The 20005-nt window shown below is 39.8% G+C and carries 20 protein-coding genes; 2 read left to right on the top strand and 18 right to left on the bottom strand.

What is annotated here, in order from left to right:
- Nucleotides 1-7: 7 nt before the first annotated feature.
- The 4 genes from hfq to R3D71_03435 form a co-directional block, all read right to left on the bottom strand.
- Complete coding sequence (gene hfq / locus R3D71_03450; GenBank protein ID MEZ5690707.1) at nucleotides 8-292, bottom strand: RNA chaperone Hfq; 285 nt, start codon at nucleotides 290-292, stop codon at nucleotides 8-10.
- A 129-nt stretch (nucleotides 293-421) separates the two neighbouring features.
- Nucleotides 422-1840: a malonyl-CoA decarboxylase family protein gene (locus tag R3D71_03445; protein ID MEZ5690706.1), complete on the bottom strand. Its 1419-nt coding sequence runs from the start codon at nucleotides 1838-1840 to the stop codon at nucleotides 422-424.
- A 203-nt stretch (nucleotides 1841-2043) separates the two neighbouring features.
- Entirely contained in the window at nucleotides 2044-2361 is a 318-nt protein-coding gene (locus R3D71_03440; protein ID MEZ5690705.1) for a HigA family addiction module antitoxin, read from the bottom strand.
- A gap of 17 nt (nucleotides 2362-2378) precedes the next feature.
- Nucleotides 2379-2657, bottom strand: coding sequence for a type II toxin-antitoxin system RelE/ParE family toxin (locus R3D71_03435; GenBank protein MEZ5690704.1), 279 nt, complete (start codon nucleotides 2655-2657; stop codon nucleotides 2379-2381).
- Between the two features lie 154 nt (nucleotides 2658-2811).
- Between R3D71_03435 and R3D71_03430 the strand changes: the two genes are divergently transcribed.
- Nucleotides 2812-4002 carry an argininosuccinate synthase gene (locus R3D71_03430; GenBank protein ID MEZ5690703.1) on the top strand — a complete coding sequence of 397 codons (1191 nt, stop codon included), beginning with the start codon at nucleotides 2812-2814 and terminating at the stop codon, nucleotides 4000-4002.
- Between the two features lie 81 nt (nucleotides 4003-4083).
- Nucleotides 4084-4863: a hypothetical protein gene (locus tag R3D71_03425; GenBank protein MEZ5690702.1), complete on the top strand. Its 780-nt coding sequence runs from the start codon at nucleotides 4084-4086 to the stop codon at nucleotides 4861-4863.
- A 65-nt stretch (nucleotides 4864-4928) separates the two neighbouring features.
- Here R3D71_03425 and nagZ read toward each other — a convergent pair whose 3' ends face one another.
- The 14 genes from nagZ to R3D71_03355 form a co-directional block, all read right to left on the bottom strand.
- On the bottom strand, nucleotides 4929-5891 hold the full coding sequence (gene nagZ / locus R3D71_03420; protein ID MEZ5690701.1) for a beta-N-acetylhexosaminidase: 963 nt from the start codon (nucleotides 5889-5891) through the stop codon (nucleotides 4929-4931).
- Between the two features lie 19 nt (nucleotides 5892-5910).
- The gene (locus R3D71_03415; protein MEZ5690700.1) at nucleotides 5911-6657 is read right to left on the bottom strand and encodes an SPOR domain-containing protein; all 747 of its coding nucleotides are present in this window, start codon (nucleotides 6655-6657) and stop codon (nucleotides 5911-5913) included.
- Nucleotides 6657-8411, bottom strand: coding sequence for an arginine--tRNA ligase (argS, locus tag R3D71_03410; protein MEZ5690699.1), 1755 nt, complete (start codon nucleotides 8409-8411; stop codon nucleotides 6657-6659). The genes R3D71_03415 and argS overlap by 1 nt, the downstream gene beginning before the upstream one ends.
- 91 nt (nucleotides 8412-8502) lie before the next feature.
- The gene (locus R3D71_03405) at nucleotides 8503-9003 is read right to left on the bottom strand and encodes a hypothetical protein (GenBank protein ID MEZ5690698.1); all 501 of its coding nucleotides are present in this window, start codon (nucleotides 9001-9003) and stop codon (nucleotides 8503-8505) included.
- Nucleotides 9004-9146: 143 nt separating this feature from the next.
- The gene (nadC, locus tag R3D71_03400; GenBank protein MEZ5690697.1) at nucleotides 9147-10046 is read right to left on the bottom strand and encodes a carboxylating nicotinate-nucleotide diphosphorylase; all 900 of its coding nucleotides are present in this window, start codon (nucleotides 10044-10046) and stop codon (nucleotides 9147-9149) included.
- A gap of 6 nt (nucleotides 10047-10052) precedes the next feature.
- Complete coding sequence (gene purU, locus R3D71_03395) at nucleotides 10053-10913, bottom strand: formyltetrahydrofolate deformylase (GenBank protein ID MEZ5690696.1); 861 nt, start codon at nucleotides 10911-10913, stop codon at nucleotides 10053-10055.
- 23 nt (nucleotides 10914-10936) lie between these two features.
- On the bottom strand, nucleotides 10937-11521 hold the full coding sequence (locus R3D71_03390) for a hypothetical protein (GenBank protein MEZ5690695.1): 585 nt from the start codon (nucleotides 11519-11521) through the stop codon (nucleotides 10937-10939).
- Between the two features lie 19 nt (nucleotides 11522-11540).
- Complete coding sequence (locus R3D71_03385) at nucleotides 11541-12149, bottom strand: hypothetical protein (protein ID MEZ5690694.1); 609 nt, start codon at nucleotides 12147-12149, stop codon at nucleotides 11541-11543.
- Between the two features lie 69 nt (nucleotides 12150-12218).
- The gene (locus tag R3D71_03380; protein ID MEZ5690693.1) at nucleotides 12219-14246 is read right to left on the bottom strand and encodes an ATP-binding protein; all 2028 of its coding nucleotides are present in this window, start codon (nucleotides 14244-14246) and stop codon (nucleotides 12219-12221) included.
- A 325-nt stretch (nucleotides 14247-14571) separates the two neighbouring features.
- Nucleotides 14572-15891: an adenosylhomocysteinase gene (gene ahcY, locus R3D71_03375; protein MEZ5690692.1), complete on the bottom strand. Its 1320-nt coding sequence runs from the start codon at nucleotides 15889-15891 to the stop codon at nucleotides 14572-14574.
- A gap of 86 nt (nucleotides 15892-15977) precedes the next feature.
- Complete coding sequence (locus R3D71_03370; GenBank protein MEZ5690691.1) at nucleotides 15978-16481, bottom strand: L,D-transpeptidase family protein; 504 nt, start codon at nucleotides 16479-16481, stop codon at nucleotides 15978-15980.
- A gap of 19 nt (nucleotides 16482-16500) precedes the next feature.
- Complete coding sequence (locus tag R3D71_03365) at nucleotides 16501-16734, bottom strand: helix-turn-helix transcriptional regulator (protein ID MEZ5690690.1); 234 nt, start codon at nucleotides 16732-16734, stop codon at nucleotides 16501-16503.
- Nucleotides 16735-17018: 284 nt separating this feature from the next.
- The gene (gene dxs / locus R3D71_03360; GenBank protein MEZ5690689.1) at nucleotides 17019-18938 is read right to left on the bottom strand and encodes a 1-deoxy-D-xylulose-5-phosphate synthase; all 1920 of its coding nucleotides are present in this window, start codon (nucleotides 18936-18938) and stop codon (nucleotides 17019-17021) included.
- A gap of 143 nt (nucleotides 18939-19081) precedes the next feature.
- Entirely contained in the window at nucleotides 19082-19801 is a 720-nt protein-coding gene (locus tag R3D71_03355; protein ID MEZ5690688.1) for a hypothetical protein, read from the bottom strand.
- Nucleotides 19802-20005 lie beyond the last annotated feature (204 nt).

Raw genomic sequence — 20005 nt, 5'->3', positions numbered from 1 at the left:
AACAAATCTATGCCATTTCAAATTCTTGCGCACTCATAGGCACAGAGACTGATTCCTTAACTTCTTCCTCATGAAGAACCACAGCACCAGCGGGAACTATAGTCGCTATCGTATGTTTGTAGACAAGTTGTACCTGAGCGCCTCTACGAAGTAGCACTGAAAAATTATCAAACGCTGTAATATTTCCTTGTAATTTTACACCGTTAGACAGAAAAACCGTAACAGGAACGCGTTTCTTACGCAATGTGTTAAGAAATACGTCCTGAATATTTTGTGATTTTTCTGAAGCCATTTATTTTACCTTTTTTATAATTTATTTTTAGACGGTATTAGCATGATATGAGGAGATAACATATAGGTAATTGTCTATCTATTCAACAGCAATATCGCAACTAATTTTTGATTAACTAGGAACAAAAAACTAGAGCAAACCCTTCACACTTTTTGACGCGACTACCTTACCCTTGCTCATAAATGCCTCATGATTATCGTCTATATCAGATAATTTGTAATAGTAATTAACCATCATTCCGGCTGACTGCCTGAGACCTTTTTCAGATATATCAGCAAGCCAATTTATCCGCTCAAGCCTAGCGCCATTAGAAAGATGAAAGTTACATACCGGATCAAGAGGTCTGTCTTTTCTCTTTTCATTCATTAGATAATGAGCGCATAGGCGAAGTAATAACGGCTTTAATTCCTCTGGGAGTTTCTTGTCTTTATACCATTCCTTACCAAGAGATTGCAGAGTATCTCTCTCCTCTTTACCCAACAATTTACTATCAGTTTTCTCAAGTTCTTTACTTAACCAATTACGAAAATTTGGAATAGGTGACAACGTAGCGAACGTCTTGATATTTTTAAGCTCTAATGATAGTTTACCAACTACTCGTTTAATCAAAAAATTGCCAAAGCTAATCCCAACAAGCCCTTTTTGAGCGTTTGATATTGAATAGAAAATCGCGGTGTCAGCTTCTTTATTATCGGTTACGGGATCTGTTTGATCCAATAATTTCTGAATATTATTACTCATACCTTTAACCAAAGCCACATGGACAAAGATTAGTGGCTCAAGTGGCATTTTATTATGGAAAAACGCGAAAACTCGCCGATCAGAATCAAGACGATTTTTAAGATCATCCCATGAGGAAACCCTATGTACTGCCTCGTACTCAATCAACTTCTCAAGAAGAGCCGCCGGTGATTGCCAAGTAATCTCCCGCATATCAAGCAAACCAATATCAAACCATGAGAATAATATGGATTTCAAATCATACTCTAAGCCTTTAAGGGCGACATCATCACCTATTATCGGCAGCAGGTCAGATCTCATATTAATCAAAAATTGAAAACCATCAGGCAAGTCAGTAAATTGGCGTAATATTATGCTTCTTGGCGTGATTAGAGCCTTACGCATGGCGATCTCTACAGATAGTTTCTCACTGTCGCTAGAGCCAGATTTATAGCTAGCGCAAAGCTCTTCTATTTTGCTGGTGTCAGGCGCGAACTCCTCAGCGAGCATTTTAAGGAATTTTACCCGTCCGGTTTCATTAAGTTTTAGATATATCCGACCCAGATCGGCAGTATGCGCTCTTGCCGTAACCTCCCCTCCTTTGCTATTTAGACATTGGCGCATCTGCTCAAGAAGCAGATCACCATCTTCTTTCGGCACGGATGGACGTATATCGTGAGAAACCACGTGGCGTGCTAGCCCTTCTATCTCCCTCCACGCGCGCAGAACACTTACCACTGTGCGCCTACGCAAAGAAGACAGGCTAGCGGAAGGCAGAAAATCTGTATTTTCCTTTTCTTTAGGTATTTCTTTAGCGGCTTCTTTCATAGCGACATATATAGCTATATTCCTTGCGCTTTTTCAAGCGTTATCAAAACTAAGAATAATTACAAACGACATTTATACGTTTTTATCACCTCTGTCGCTCCTCATCCTATGACCTTTGAGCTTCGACACGACCAGTAAGCAACCAGTAGAATGATAAAAATATATGAACAATTATTTACAACTAACTATATAGCTACAACTTGTCAGATTGAATGAACAGTATTTTCTATAAAAAATGGTTTTATATTACTAATTTTTTTCTTTATTCTCCTACCAGCATGCCATAGATCATAATTACGCTGCATATTAATCCACAACTCAGGACTAGTATTAAAAGCTCTACCAAGTAATATAGCCATTTCCGGTGATATTCCAGTATGACCATTTACGATACGTGATACAGTTTTACGGTCAACTCCTAATCTATCAGCTACTTCTTTTATGGTAAGACCAGAAGGTCGCATATCAAGCTCCCATAGGATTTCTCCGGGGTGTGGCGGGTTATATTGTCTTGTGACCATTTTTAATCCTTTAATATTTAATGATAATCAACATAATTTACTATGTAAGCGTTCCCATCCTCAAACCTAAAAGTAATACGCCAATTACCATTTACGGTAACTGACCATAAAGACTTCATATTACCTTTTAATTGGTGAAGCCTAGCTCCATGAAAATTAACATCCTGCACTTTATAAGCAGCATCAATCCTTTGTAAAATAAGACGTAACTTCCCGGAGTGAGAATTCTGAATACCAGCGGTAGAACCTGTCTCCCAGAATTTTCGTAACCCTTTATGTTCAAAAGATTTTATCATTTATTATATCATATTAATCACCCTAATGTACCATATAATGCCCCAGCTTTCAATAACAAACAGTATCTCTTGCGCTTTTTCAAGTGTTGATATAGTTTCCTGACATTAAATATTGGCAATAATTGTTAATTCAGGACATTCCATGACACAAAAAATAAAAAAAGTGGTGCTTGCCTATTCCGGCGGGCTGGACACCTCAATTATCCTTAAATGGCTGCAAGAAGAATATGGCTGTGAGGTTGTAACATTCACTGCCGATCTTGGTCAGGGCGAGGAGGTTGAGCCTGCCCGTAAAAAAGCTGAGATGATGGGCGCTAAAGAAATATTCATTGAGGATCTGCGTGAGGAATTTGTCCGTGACTATGTATTTCCTATGTTCCGCGCTAATACGGTTTATGAGGGTGTGTATCTGCTGGGAACGTCCATCGCTCGTCCGCTTATCTCTAAAAAACAAATTGATATAGCCATAAAAACCGGAGCTGACGCGGTAGCGCATGGTGCGACTGGTAAGGGTAATGATCAGGTACGTTTTGAGCTTGGCTATTATGCCCTAAAACCTGACATTAAAGTTATCGCCCCATGGCGGCAGTGGGATTTAACCAGCCGCACTAAACTGATTGAATACGCGGAAAAACACCAGATACCTATCACTAAGGATAAGCGAGGTGAAGCCCCCTATTCAACTGATGCGAATTTGTTGCATATTTCTTATGAGGGAAAAATACTGGAAGATCCATGGCAGGCACCGCATGAGGATATGTTCCTGCGTTCCGTATCACCGGAAAACGCTCCTGATAACCCAACATTTATTGAGGTAGAATTCGCGCGTGGCGATGCTGTCGCTGTTAATGGTAAAAAAATGTCACCGGCAACTTTGCTTACAGAACTAAACAGGCTAGGTGGTGAAAACGGTATAGGTAGGCTTGACCTGGTTGAAAACCGTTATGTCGGGATGAAATCACGAGGGATCTATGAGACACCGGGTGGCACTATCCTGCTTGCCGCTCATCGGGCTATTGAAAGTCTGACACTGGACAGAGGAGCCGCTCATCTTAAAGATGAGATAATGCCACGTTACGCCGAGCTTATTTATAATGGTTACTGGTGGAGTCCTGAGCGAGAAATGCTGCAAGCTTTGATTGATAAGTCACAGGATAATGTAAGCGGCACTGTCCGCCTGAAACTTTATAAAGGTAGCGTGTCTGTTGATGGTCGTAAGTCAGAAAAATCACTATATAGTGAAAAACACGTGACTTTTGAGGATGACGCCGGAGCTTATGATCAGAAAGATGCCGCCGGATTTATCAAACTAAACGCTTTGAGATTACGGTTATTGAAAAGATAGATGGGTAATTATAGTATGCTGAAAAAATGTTTTTTTATATTTATGCTCATATTCCCAGAGATTGCGTTTGGATACGTTCCTATGATGCAAATTACAAGGATAAATGACAGCGATAAACTCGTGGAGGTAAGTAGCAGCGAAATATTTCTTCGCATACCAGAAAAATACTTAGTATATTCGCCATATGATAATTACTATAGAACCATTTTTAATAGTTCGGTGTATGTGACATATCCTAATATTGAGCCAGCAATAAAATACAAAGAAAAAATAGAACAGGATTATAAAGGATTTTTTATAGATTATATGGATGTAGAGAATATAAAAATATTCAAGCCATACTCAAAGGAAAAAAAGAAAAAATTGACTGATGAATATGAGGCTATCTTAAAAGATGACTCAAAAAAATGTGAGGAATTACTCAAAAAAAATGAAGTGTGTCCTCCTCCTTTACCTACACCTCCTCCCGCAGGTGAACTTATTAAAGAGTTAAAAGACAAAATAATAAGTATAGAGATTATAAACAAAAAAGCATTAGAGAATTATTGCAGTATATTCTTAAAAGAAACACAAGATACATATATAAGCGAAAAATACAAAACGTGTAAGAAATATGAATATATTACAGACGAGAAATATATAAAACCAAAGCTAGAATATGCTGATGGTACACCTATAGAAATACCAACTTTTAAGAGTGTTAACTCAAATAATAAGAATGTTCTAAACAATGGATACTTGCAACAAACCGTAAAGGTGAATGATAATATTTACGTACGTTATAGATTGCCATCTAATAAGAATAAGGAAGATATAAAAGAAAAAATTATTAAACTGATAAAGACTTTTATAGTCAAATGAGATAACATAAAAACCCCCTCACCCTAGCCCTCTCCCAAAGGGAGAGGGGATTGTTGGCGTTATGCTCATGCCTTAGTTTTTTTATTAGCGACATCAACCATATTTTCCGCTCTTTCTAGCGATTTACCGGAAAGTGGTCGTAGTTCTTTCGCTACCATTTTCATTTCTTCCATATCGCCGTTACAATGCAGGACAACGTCGCATCCAGCAGCAAGCGCGTTTCTTGTCCGCTCAGAAAAATCGCCACGCATAGCTTTCATAGATAGATCATCAGACATCAGCAACCCATCAAACCCTATTTCACTACGGATCATACTTATTATTTTTTCTGAGGTAGTGGCGATATTCTCGCTATCAATATCACTATATAAAATATGAGCGGTCATTGCCGCTGGAAGATAGGACAAAGCCTTAAACGGCATAAAATCTGACTGACGAAGTATATCTATATTAGTATCAACTACTGGCAATTCATGGTGACTGTCAGAAAACGCTCGTCCATGACCTGGTATGTGTTTTATTATAGGCACCACTCCACCATCCATCAGTCCGTGCGCCTGAGCTTTCGCTAGTTTTATCACCTGCTCATGATTTTTCCCAAAGGCTCTATCACCGATAATATCGTGAGCGCCTTCCGCCGGAATATCAGCGACTGGAGCGCAATTTACGGTTATACCTAGAGATAATAGGAGTTCCGCTATTTTTTTAGCGTTTTCGTAAGTCGCTTTCTCTGCTTCCCCAATATTTTTTTCTGCCATAAGAGCGAATTTGCTGGCTGGTGGAAATTCTGGGAAACACGGTGGTTTAAGACGTGCTACCCTGCCGCCTTCCTGATCTATTAGTATCGGCAGATCATCACGTCCTGATAGCTCTCGCAACTGGTCAGTTAGCTCTCTTATCTGCCGTTCGTCATCACAATTTCTTGTGAACAGAATATAACCAAACGGTTTTATTTCTGAAAAAAAACTTATCTCATCCGGCGTTAGAGAAGTACCGGACAGACCAAAAATTACTGAAGAAAGGCTCATATATAGTTGGTTTACTGTATTATTTCACGTAAAAACAAGGCTGTCCTTTTTTGGATAATGTCCTACAAAAATAAGAAGCCTCATTCTTGTTAGGAAATCCTTTAACTCGCAAACGATACAAGGTTTTACCCTTCACATTCACCGCCATATAAACAGGTGAGTATTTTTTTAGTGATGAGAATTTACCGCTAATTTTTTTCCAAGCACTAACCGCTTCGGCTTTGCTGGTATAAGCTCCTAGCTGAATCTGTTCTTTTCCAGTGTTAAGTAATTTCTCTACCTTCTTTTCTACGACTTGCTTCGCTGGCTCTTCCTTATCAATTTTTACCTTATCAGCTATATCGTCAGATTTTTTATCCACGAACTCTATTTTATCGCTAACCTCATCAATAACTTTGTCTTTAGAGGAATCATCAACAGGCTTAGAAGATATGGTATCTAATATTTCCTTTTTGCTTACCGGCTCCTCTGGAGGTGGCATAATACGCTCTACTTTCGCTGTCGTATTATCTTTAGAGAAAGTATCAAACACTGTTTTATCCTGATTAGGGAATTTCATGCCACCTGGGTCTAACGGCACTTCCTTTATTGGCTCGTCTGATGCTTCTATAACCAACAAATCCTCCTCAGTGGCGGATTGTTTTCCTATATCATAGGCATACCAAGCAAGGCAAACAAAGCCCACTATGGCACTTATTAAAACAAGTGGCGGAATCCATTTTGATATTTTACTTTCATGTTCCAGATAGTCATCATTTTCACTCATCACCGCATCTCCTCTGCTGGTTCTACACCCAGTACTATAAGACCGGAAGCTATCACAATTGATAGGCTACGGGCAAGAACGATTCTCGCTGCTGTAAGTTCTATATCATCTTTAATAATAAAACGTAAATCATTATCACTATTTCCAAGATTCCATAAAGAATGAAAACTCGCTGCCAAATCTTGTAAGTAAAATGCTATGCGATGTGGCTCTAAAGCATGAGCTGATGACTCAATTATTCTTGGCCAATTACTCATCATACGAATTATCTCTATTTCCTTTGGATGTGACAACCTACTTAAAATTTTATCATTTGGATTTCCGGCAAGCTCCACCGCCTCAGGAAGTTCAGCAAGACTATTGCGGTATATAGAGCGGGTACGAGCGTGAGCGTACTGAACATAAAATACCGGATTATCTTTTGACTGCTCCATAACCTTAGCAAGGTCAAAATCAAGATGCGCGTCATTCTTGCGGGTAAGCATTATAAAACGAAAAACATCTTTACCAACCTCGTCCACTACCTCACGCACTGTGACAAAAGTTCCAGCGCGCTTTGACATTTTCATTGGATTGCCATCTCTTAAAAACTTTACAAGTTGGCAAAGCTTTATATCTATCGTTACCTTATTGTCAGAAAAAGCGCTTACCGCCGCCTTAAGTCTTTTAATATATCCACCATGATCCGCGCCAAAAATATTTATAAGCCAATCAAAACCACGCCGACATTTATCAAAATGATAAGCTATATCAGGAGCAAGATAAGTCCAGTTACCATCTGATTTTTTAAGCGCGCGGTCGCAATCATCACCAAACTGAGTAGCCTTAAATAAAGTTTGTGGACGCTCCTCCCAATCATCTGGTGTTTTTCCTTTTGGTGGCTCTAGCACACCTTCATATATGAGACCTTTTTCCGTAAGAAGTGATAGTGCCTCTTCTACTTTTCCGGCTTTGGTAAGTGCTTTCTCTGAGGAAAAAACATCATGCTTTATACCGAGAGCCGCTAAATCATCTTTGATTATTTCCATTATCGCGCCTATGGTATATTCTTTTACCGGATCCAGCCACTCATCACGGCTTTTATTAAGCAACTCACTACCATACTTATTTTTTACGCCTTCGGCAATTCCAATCAAATATTCACCCGGATACATACCTTCGGGAATTTCTCCTATATCTTCCCCGCATACCTCACGATAACGCAGGAAAACCGAATCAGCTAATTTATCTATCTGCGCGCCAGCGTCATTTATATAATATTCTCTGGTAATATCATAACCAGCTTTTTGCAGAAGAGAGCTTAAAGCGTCACCAAAAACTGCCCCTCTACCGTGCCCTACATGCATTGGTCCTGTTGGATTGGCGGATACATATTCCACATTTACCTTTCGTCCATTCCCAATATCAGAACTACCATATGTAGCGGCACTTTCTATGATATAGGTAAGCTGTTTTTGCCATACATCCATACGCAAAGTCATGTTGATAAAACCAGCTCCGGCTATATCTAACTTCTCTATTTCTGGAATATTTTTTAATTCAGACACAAATAATTCCGCAAGCTCACGTGGTTTTTTACCTACCTGAGCGGCAAGCACCATAGCTACGTTGGTAGCTAACTCACCATGCGCTATGTCTTTGCTGGGAACAACGTCAACCTTATCAGTTACCAAATCCTCAGGAATGGTTTTTTCCTTTTGCAGTTTAACGATAGCGTTTTTTACATCATCATTAATTTTTTTATATATGTTCATTTTTAAGTATATTCCGTTTATGGTAAATAACCATCTGCCCAAAATAGATCGTCATAACAATTTTGATGGGAGTTTTTGTAGTCATTTGATTTTAATAAAAGCTTTCCTGATTAATAACACCAGTTCTTTCTAAAATCATCTGGATTATTTTGGAAAGCCCAACATATAAATAACCAACCGGCAAACAAACCACAGAAAGCAGTATAACCACCAGAAAAACCGGAAATCCTGGCAGATCAAAATTAGCTATAGTATAAATTATCAAAAAACCAAAAGCGTAATAAGGAACAAAGGCTATTGGAGCGGCAAAAGCCACTTTTTTGAGCTCAAGGGCGCTTGCCCCACGATATTTGAAGATACTCCAGCAGGCGAATATGAAATATTGAATAACTCCAAACACTACCAGATAAAAAAACGTTGAGGAATTTCCAGTCTGAAATAACTCTTGATTTACCGGACGCATACCAATAGCCCATAACAACAGAGGAACAACAATAGGCAACCATATAGCGAGATGATAATACTGCCTGAGGCTTAATATCGGCTCTTTACAATAGATAGTATTATATTTTTTCTTTTTTTTTCTAGTCATCTGGATAAAACTATAGTCATCACAAATAAAAATATTACATATTTTTATTTAATTTTACGCTTACTTCATAGTGGGAAACCTTATCTTTCGGATAAGGTTTTCATACTAGTTTTGGATAATTCTTACCCAAAGCTAGTATATAATTATTTTCTCCAGAAAGCTAGTGAGGAAAGCAGACCACCACCTGATGTCAGATCTATGTCCGCGCCTATATCAACAGCTGGTGCCGAATGGGTAATCGCCCCGACCGATATATAATCAACTCCAGTTTTCGCTATCTCGGCTATGTTATTAAGATCTACTCCACCGGAAGCTTCTAGCGGAATTTTACCGGCGACTATCTCCACCGCTTTACGCAGCGTGTCAACATCCATATTATCCAACATTATACGGTTAGCTTCTGTCTCAGCGGCATCTTTTACTTGTTCTATGGTATCACATTCAACAATTATCTTTAGATCCCCAGCTCCAGACTTTGCTGTCTTAACCGCCTGCTTTACACCACCGCTAAGAGCTATGTGATTGTCTTTTATTAGAATCATATCATCAAGTCGCACACGATGATTTCGCGCACCACCAACACTGGTTGCGTATTTATCTAAAACCCGCAAATTTACCATAGTTTTTCTGGTATCAAGGATTATAGCCTTAGTGCCCATGACAGCTTCCACGTATTTGTCAGTAAGAGTAGCCACTCCGCACATACGCTGAATAATATTAAGCGCTACCCGCTCACCAGCAAGTAAAGACCTAGCACTGCCTTTAATTATAGCAAGCACAGTACCAGCTTGTACTTTTTTACCTTCCATCACCTTTACCGCTACCGAAATATCCTTGTCTATCTGTGAATAGACCTCACCAATAAGTGGTAATCCGCAGGTCACCATATCCTGTCTTGCCACAAATTTCATTTTCGCTTTTTTATCCTCAGGAATAAGCAAACTAGAAGTTATGTCACCTGTGCCAATATCCTCAGCAAGCGCGCGTTTTATAATATCAGTAATCTCTGAATCGCCACGCAAATCTTTTATATTTCCTGTCATTTGTTCCTACCTAAATATCACTGTTTTTTTGCCGTTTAATAATACTCTGTGCTCAGTGTGATAACGCAGGGCGCGCGCTAGAGTAATTGACTCAGTGTCATGCCCGATGGCTGCCAAATCCTCTGGATTACTAGTATGGTCAACTCGCGCTACCTCTTGCTCAATGATTGGTCCCTCATCAAGATCCTCCGTTACATAATGAGCGGTCGCTCCAATAAGCTTTACACCACGATCAAAAGCTTGTTGGTAAGGCTTCGCTCCCTTAAAGCTCGGCAGGAATGAATGATGGATATTTATGACCCTGCCTTTCATCTTAGCGCAAAAGTCAGCGGATAAAATCTGCATATAGCGAGCGAGCACCACCACATCAATATTATGTTTATCCACCAGATTCAATATGTCTGCTTCCTGTTGTTCTTTATTATCAGCGCCGATCGGTAGATGGTAGAAAGCTATATCATGCCACCTCGCTACATGCTGTAAGTCTGTGTGATTAGAAACTATGGCTGGTATATCAATCGCTAGCTGTCCGGTTTTATGCCTATACAACAAATCATTCAAACAATGACCAAATTTTGATACCATGATAAGTACACGACTTTTCCTATCTTTAGGAACTATTTCCCAATCCATAGAAAAACTATCCGCCACCTTAGCCGCGAACAAGTTTTTTAGTTCGTCAAAACTCTGACTATCTTTTTCAAGTAAGAACTCTATCCTGAGGAAAAACTGACCTGTTGAGGCATCACCAAACTGCGCTGACTCTATAATAAACCCGCCATTTTCAGCGAGAAACCCACTAACGCTAGCGACAATTCCACGCACATCAGGGCAAGAAAGGGTAAGTATATATCGGTTTTTGTTCATATTAAAATACGGAACGTAACATATTATTTACTCCTACCCTTACCTTTTGAGGAATTAACACCATCCACATTCCCAGATGGTGTTTTATTTGTTATCCTACTAAAAGCCTGCTCAAAAACTGGTTTTAGAGCTTGCCCTATATCGTTATCTTTATTATTTATCACAGGTGACAAATCCTTTTTCAATAAATAATGTTTTACCATACCGCCAAACATTATATTATCATTAAACATCAATTTATCATCAGCTTTGAATAATTCATTTTCTTTTAACGCGCTAGCTACGGCTTCATGAAGAGAAAGTGTGCTAATCCACACCACAGAAGAGTCAGGGTTGCTTTCTTTTACTGCTTTAGCAAGCTTAAAACCGTAATTTCCTGCTTGCATTTGGTCATCCACAAAAGCGGCTGCTATCGGCTGATTATCACTCTTCGCCTGCCCTATAAAATTAAGTGCTTCCTTACCATCTGTTATTACTTTTACTTGTGATTTAATTCGCTCAGCGTCATATCCCATACTACCAGCTAGACAGCTGATATTATTGACAACGTGATCTTCTTTAGCAACATCATCTACCACTAATATTATCGGTTTTTTAGTTTCACTCATAATAGATATTATCCATATATCATTTGTGTACCGCACTATATTTTATTTCTGCCTGCCCGCTATTCGTAATAGTGCCAGTATTTACTGATGGGCTCCGCCGTGTTATCTGTTCAAACGCCTGTCTGAAGACTGGCACTAATATCTCTCTTATTTGCTTATTATACTCCATAACCTCAACTAACGGATCATCATGTTCATTCTTAACCAATATAGCGCTTTTGAACACTCCGCTAGAGTCAGACTTTGAGAACATTAGATCATCATTAGCGCTAAATTTTCCTTCAGATACTAATTTTATTGCTTCAGGAATATTTGGTCTATTGCTACTAATCCAAACTACCTGAGTATCAGGGTTATTTGTTTTTAGAGATTTTGCTATTTCCACACCACGATCCACACCTTGCATTTTATTATCGGTAAAAGCGGCGGCTATTGGCTGATTATCCTGTTTTGCTTGTTTTATAAAAGCAAGCGCCTCATCAGCGTTGGTTATTACTTTTATCTGAGATGCTATTTCACTAGCGTTAAAACCAAGTTTATCCGCAAGTCCTGCTATATTGGCAGTCACTTTCTTAGCATCCGCCCAATCATCAATAACCAATATCAAGGGCTTTTTATTATCCGTCATATAAAAACCATATCTTACAAAAATTAAAGAAATAAGTGTATTTATATTAATATTTAACAGCTTTTACTACTATTTTTTTAATTTCGCTACATTTTTTAATTCTGGGTTATTACGAGGCAAATAACACTCAAAACGCGCGCCTTTTCCTACCTCAGAGGCGAGAATCACTCTTCCTCCATGTAATTCAACAAAGCTTTTAACTATTGGCAGCCCCAGCCCAGTGCCGGATCCATCACGTGATCTGGCGGATTTTTTCTTATCCGCATCTTTTTTTCTACCTTTATAGAATTTACTAAATACCACTTCCTGCTCGGATTCTGGAATACCTTGCCCATCATCCTCAACCCATAGCATTATTTCGCCACTACCCATCTCCCGCGCTCCAAAGCCAACAGAACCTCCCTCTTTAGAGTATCTTAAAGCGTTTGAAAGCAAATTAAACAATATCTGTTTAATACGAGTCTCATCACCATTCATCGCACCTATATCGGCTGGACAGTCAAAATCTATATTGATAGAAAATTCTTTGCTACGTTCAGTTATAAGAGTAAGAACCGACTTCATCATAATAGAAATATCAAAGTCGGAAACATCAAGACGCATATACCCCGCTTCAATTCCCGCTAGGTCTAAAATATCATTAATTAGCCCCATAAGATGTTTTGATGAATTATGGATATTCTCCACATATTCTCTCTGTTTCTTGGAGAGCGTCCCAAAATACTCTTGCTTCAGCATTTCAGAAAAGCCACTGATAGAAGTAAGCGGTGAACGCAGCTCATAAGAAACATTAGCTAAGAACTCTGTCTTTAATTTATCGGCTTCTTGCAACGCCTCATTTCGCTCACGCAGCGATCTTTCCACTAATGTAGAATCAGTCGCGTCCAAATAAGTTATCAGCGTCGCGCCATCAGGAAGCGGGACTTTGCGCCAATCAATAACCTTACCATCACTGCGTTCTATACGGCTGGTGATAAATTCCCGTATTTGTAATTCATCAATATTCTGTTTTCTAAAATTATCTATATCCTCATCATCTATAAATACCCGATATTTCTCCAGCAACTCACTTACGTGTGGCTCGGAGTCTACAAACTCTTGCTCCAGATTCCAAATAGCCAAATAATTAGGGTTACTCAGCTTAAGCCTACCATCCTCTCCGAACACGGCAAGTCCCTCATGCAGATTATCAAGGGTTTCTCTCTGAACAGCGATAAGAGTATTGTAGGAGCGCTCAAGGGCAAGTCGGTCTGTAACGTCCTCATAGGCGAATAATATACCACCAAGAGCGTGTGGTATCGCGATTACCCTAAGCGCTTTGCCGTCCGGCAAATAGAAAAATTCTTCCTTTGGTTCTAACAGTTCAGTAAATAATTTTATTTGCTGATCTTTGAACATCTTGAAATTAGCCTGTTCGGGCAAACGGCGCTTTTCGTAGAGAGTTTCTAAAATCTCACTATAGGTTGGCTCGGAATCAAGCCACATTTCATCCAATTTCCATAACGCCACAAAGGCGTTGTTAAAACTTTTAATGCGCCTGTCCGCTCCATAAACCGCCATAGCATTCGCGGAAATCTCCATAAGATTCTTCTGCGCTAATATATGACGTGATACATCCTCCTTAAGCGTATCAAGCTCGCTATAATCAATCGCAAAACCAGCGGTAATACCCTCTTCCGGTATGGGAAACTCGGTAATACCGTAAAGTTTTCTTTCACCACCAACTATTATATGCCTTCTTTCTGTAGCCTCAGAAGCTTGCTTATTCGCCTGCTGTGCTAGATTTTTGGAATGACGGTCAAGTTCGGGTACGGTATCAATACTTTCATCATCAAGTAGATCCTCAACCGCCTCGCCATAAGCCAGATTATAAAATTCTATATCAAGATCAGAATTACGTTGCCAGATTGGGTATGGCGACATGTTAAGCAGAGTGGAGATTTTTTTAAGCTCCATTTTGAGCCGTTCATTCTCCAGCTTTAGTCTGTTCGTATTTTCAGCCGGATTGTCATCGTGAACATCTCCCAAAGAATCTTCACGTTTATCATCACTGCCACCAAATAAAGCTGATTTTATCGCTGAACTAAATCTACGCACTAATAATTTCTCTTATAAAATAATACGCTATACATTAAGATATACTGTAAAGAAAACTTCACATTAAATCAAACAAAACTATGCTAGCATCTAAGTCGTAAATTACAAAAATATATTTTTATAAACTAAAAAAACTGAAACCGACAAATTGCTACACCCTGAGAGGTTTACTAATAAAGGTTATAATATAAATCAACCAAGCGAAAACCATACCGATAATGAAGCACGCAAAAAGCAGAACAGCAAAAACAAACCACCAGAGCGGTGAGCACATAAAACATTCTAAAAAAAATCCCCACATAAATATGTGAGGATTTTATACTATCTAATAACGATAACCATCTGGCTTAAATGGTCCGGCTTGTGGGACATTTAGGTATTTAGCCTGCTTCTCGCTAAGCTTAGAAAGTTTTACACCAAGCTTTTCAAGATGGAGAGCGGCTACTTTCTCATCCAAATGTTTTGGCAGCACATATACTTTATTTTCGTATTTAGAATGATTTTTCCACAATTCAATTTGCGCCAGAACCTGATTAGAAAAAGAAGTACTCATTACAAAACTTGGATGCCCAGTAGCGCAGCCAAGATTTACCAAACGACCTTTAGCAAGTACGATAATACGCTTACCGTCGGGAAAAGTTACCTCATCAACTTGTGGCTTTATCTCTTCCCATTTCATATTGCTTAGAGCTTCTATTTGTATCTCATTATCAAAATGTCCGATATTGCACACTATCGCCCGATCTTTCATCGCCCGCATGTGCTCAATAGTAACTATATCCACATTTCCGGTAGCGGTTACGAAAATATCGCCACGCGCGGCGGCATCCTCCATAGTTGTCACCTCGTATCCCTCCATGGAGGCCTGAAGGGCGCATATCGGATCAATCTCAGTTACGATAACCCTTGCTCCTTGCCCTCTTAGCGAATGAGCGCAACCTTTACCAACATCACCATAGCCAGCTACTACCGCTATTTTACCAGCAAGCATAATATCGGTCGCACGTTTAAGCCCATCAGGAAGCGACTCACGGCAACCGTAAAGATTATCAAATTTTGATTTGGTAACGGAATTATTTACGTCAATGGCCGGAACTTTTAGTTCTCTAGTCTTCATCATTTCGTACAAACGATGAACACCGGTAGTTGTTTCCTCCGATATACCTTTTACTTCCGCTAGTATCTCAGGATATTTATCATGCATGATCTTGGTAAGGTCCCCTCCATCATCAAGGATCATATTAGGAACCCAGCCATCAGCACTTTTAATAGTTTGCTCAATACACCACTCATATTCCTCGTCAGTCTCACCTTTCCAAGCGAATACGGGAACGCCACTTGCGGCAATCGCCGCCGCCGCTTGATCCTGAGTTGAGAAAATATTGCAACTACTCCAACGCACGGTCGCGCCAAGAGCGGTAAGAGTCTCAATAAGAACAGCGGTTTGGATAGTCATATGCAAACAGCCAGCAACGCGCGCACCCTTAAGTGGCTGGGAAGCGGCGTACTCACCACGAATCGCCATAAGACCCGGCATCTCAGTCTCAGCTAGTGAAATCTCGCTACGTCCCCACTTAGCAAGAGATATATCTTTTACTTTATAATCGGTGAAATTTTCTTTAGCGGCTGTAGCGTTGTTGCTCATATTTTTTCCTTTATTATATTAAAAACTAAAAATGAAATATGTTCGGAAACTACCTATCATATTAGAAAACTGCAAGCTAAAACCTATCATTCTCTTATTTCAATACAGGTTTTTGTAGACAAATAAGGCAATATCTCTAGCAAATCCTCTTTAGCAAGCGCGACGCAACCTTCTGTTCCCGAATAATCTGGTTTCGCGATATGCACAAATATCGCGCTGCCCTTGCCCCTAACTATTGGTGAATCATTATAGCCAAGTGGAATTATAAGATCATATACATCATCCTCACGCCAGAGTTTTTCATGAGAAAATTCAAACGGCAATTTTACGTGATTATTATAATCCGGCGAGTTTACATCATCGCACCAACCGTCATTTTGTGTAATAATTTTTAGTGGCAGATGGGTTGTTGGCGCGCTTATTTTATCCGCCCGATACCATAACTCACACAGCGGGAAAACGCCAAGCGGAGTACGATTGTCACCTTCTTGTTTATTTTTAGAAAAACCGTTTTTACCGATGGCACAACGATAGGTTTTTCCATTAAAAAACATACTTCTATCTTTAACTTTCATAATCTTATTAATCATCTAACAATACCATTTAGTTTTACTTACATAGCATTAAGTCATTAAAATCCACCTTAAGAGCGCAAGATATTTTCAGCAAGTCGGCTAAGCTTATTTCATATTTACCGAGTTCATAGCAATCTAATAAATTTTCTGACACACCAGACAGACAAGACAGTTTGCGTAGCGGCATTTTTTGCCTAATACGATAATGGTGGATATTATTACCAATTCTTAAACGCAATTGGCGAAGTAAATTAGCACTATAATGCATGGTTCTTTCCCTTTCCAAGTGTCAGGAGTTAGAAACCACGTATAACTCGTGATGCGAGTATTTCCCTTTCGGGTATTATATTTCCCGCACTCCCGACGTAAAGAAAATTGCCATAAATTATGGGCACAAAAAATCACTCTGTCGGGAGTGATACCGGTTATAGCGGTTTCTAATCGCTGTGTGGCTAGTATAAGGAATTTAACTGCATTCGCAAGATTAAATTAGCAACTTAACTTTGTTTTTCCTACGAAATAAAATTGTCTTGTTCGCTATACGGTATAAACCTAAACTGGAACAACTTTACGCTCCTTAAAAGGAACTATCACCTCCAGAACTTGGCTCACTATCTGTTTGGCGTTAAGACCAGCTTTATCATACATATCATTTGGTTTCCCATGATCTATAAATATATCCGGCAGATATAACGGTATAATCTTACAGCCCTTATCAAGCAGGTCGCTACGGGCGGCAAAATCAAGGACATGAGAGGCAAACCCACCAATCGCTCCCTCCTCTACCGTTATCAGCAACTCATGATCCGCTATTAAATCACGCACAAGCTCTTTATCCAACGGCTTTACGAAACGAGCGTCAGCGACTGTTACCCCTATACCATTATCCTCAATAATGGTGGCGGCTTTCAATGATTCCTGAAGTCTTGTACCAAGCGAAAGTATCGCTACTCTTGGCACTTCACTTTTTCGTACCACACGCCCTTTACCTATCTCAAGAACAGTACCTTCTTCTGGCAAATTAACACCAACTCCCTCACCACGTGGATAGCGAACCGCGCTTGGAGCGTAGTCAATCGTTGTCATTGTGGTTACCATATTTTTAAGCTCAGCCTCATCACTTGGTGCCATTACTATAAAATTCGGAAGGCTAGCAAGATACGTTATATCAAATGTTCCGGCGTGGGTCGCGCCATCCGCTCCAACTAAACCCGCTCTATCTATGGCAAAACGAACTGGGAGTTTTTGAATAGCCACATCATGCACCACCTGATCGTAAGCACGCTGGAGGAATGTTGAGTAAATAGCACAAAATGGCTTATAACCCTGTGTGGCAAGACCAGCGGCGAAAGTAACAGCGTGCTGCTCGGCGATTCCTACATCAAACATCCGCTCAGGAAATTCTTTCGCGAACAAATCCAGACCCGTTCCATCCGGCATAGCGGCGGTAATTCCAACTATTTTGTCATCCTTCTTCGCCTCCGCTATAAGACTTCCCGCGAAAATTTTCGTATAAGACGGAGCATTCGCTAGCGCCTTTTTCTGCGCGCCGGTCCGCACATCAAAGCTTGACACACCATGATATTTATCATCGGACTTTTCCGCCGGATTATATCCGTGCCCTTTGCGGGTTACGACATGCAGTAATATAGGGCTGCTATCTTTTTCTTTTTTAATGTTACGAAGAACCGGCAGCAAATGTGCCATATTATGACCATCCACAGGTCCCACATAATAAAAACCAAGCTGTTCAAAAAGAGTCCCACCAACCGCAATGTCCCGCGCCAAATGCTCGGCTCTTCGTGCCATCCGCAACAGCGGTTCAGGGAATTTACTGGCGACCGACTTGCCGATATGCCTCAGAGTATGGTACGGGTGCGAGGAAATCAGCTTTGCCAGGTAAGCACTCATCGCTCCCACCGGAGGCGCGATTGACATATCATTATCATTGAGAATTACTATTAATCGTGACCCCAGACTTCCGGCGTTATTCATCGCCTCAAAAGCCATTCCCGCGCTCATCGCCCCATCGCCGATAACCGCTATCACCTCATTATCATCACCCTTTAAGTCACGGGCAACCGCCATGCCAAGACCGGCGGAGATGGAAGTTGAGCTGTGACCGGCACCAAAAGAATCATATTCACTCTCACTGCGTTTACAAAAACCGGAAACACCACCTTCTTGACGTAAAGTGTGCATCCTCTCTCTTCTGCCAGTGAGTATCTTATGAGGGTAAGATTGATGCCCAACGTCCCAAATAAGCAAATCCTCAGGGGTATTAAATACATGATGAAGCGCTACTGTTAGCTCAACCACTCCAAGACCAGCACCAAGATGTCCACCGGTTTTGGAGACTATGTTAATCGTCTCTCTTCTTAGCTCGTCAGCCAGAGAAACTAACTGCTCATCACTAAAGCCACGAATATCCGCCGGAGATGAAATATTATCTAATAAAGGAGTATCGCTCACAAAAACCACCGTAACAATAGTAATAATTTTTTAACTAATCAACATGATGGCGAGTATGCTCCGCATATTATAAAAATTCAACATAATTAAGAGAATTATTAGGAAAAATATAAGGAAATTAGCTCTATACCAATCTTGTACTATTATTCTGTTAGCGATCTTACACCATCGGTAATTGTTATAGAACTACCATCCTGTAATATATAACTACCATCAGGCATTGTTCTACGCGTTCCAGAGCTATCAGTTGTGTAAACCTTTATTCCATCAAAAATAATTGGTTGACCACTGCGCAACCTTAGCTCTTTTCCAGTAATATCAGCCTTCGGTTGCTGGTCATGATCTATCATCGCGACATTCTTAACTACTGGGGGGTAATAGTTTTGCAAGTTTCTATTTTTAATTTCTGAGCTTCTCTCAAAAATTCCTCTATCTTTCTGCTTTTGTCTTATTTCAGACTTTTTCAATTCCTCATTATATATTTCATAAGTTTCAGCGTTATTTATCGCATTCTTATTATTGCTAATATTATTACCGTAACCGTTACGATTAAAGCCGAAACCACCTCTGCCCTGCTGTTCGTTAACGTTATTATCCTTAGCAGCATCCTTTATTGATGATAACATATCCCCCGTACTAGGAGCGTTCAAATGAGTCTGAGGTTCTTCGCCAAACCCCATCATATATCCGCCTGATTGCTGATTTTGCTCAATATACATGTTGGTTTGTATAGCTAGTGGATCACTACCATATTTCTCAACAATCTCTTTACTTCTATCCTGATAATCCCGAAAAGGATTAGAACCAAAAAATAAAAGCAAACAAACTGGAATCGCTATAGCGACAACTATCCATAAATTCATAACAACCTCTAATAATTACAAAATGTCATTTTCTATTAGTATGGTAGGCATTATAACACAAAAATTGAATATTTTCATTAATTATAACATTTCCACTTAATTTTTGCTTAAAAAAATAAAGTTATTTCGCTCCCGCTACGGGACTACTCATGGCAATCGCATTTGGATACAATGTCACCCTGCACGTGGTTAGCGGGGTCTGGT

The organism is Rickettsiales bacterium, assembly GCA_041396965.1.
Lineage (GTDB): Bacteria > Pseudomonadota > Alphaproteobacteria > Rickettsiales > SXRF01 > SXRF01.
This window is presented reverse-complemented; position numbering and strand designations above follow the sequence as displayed.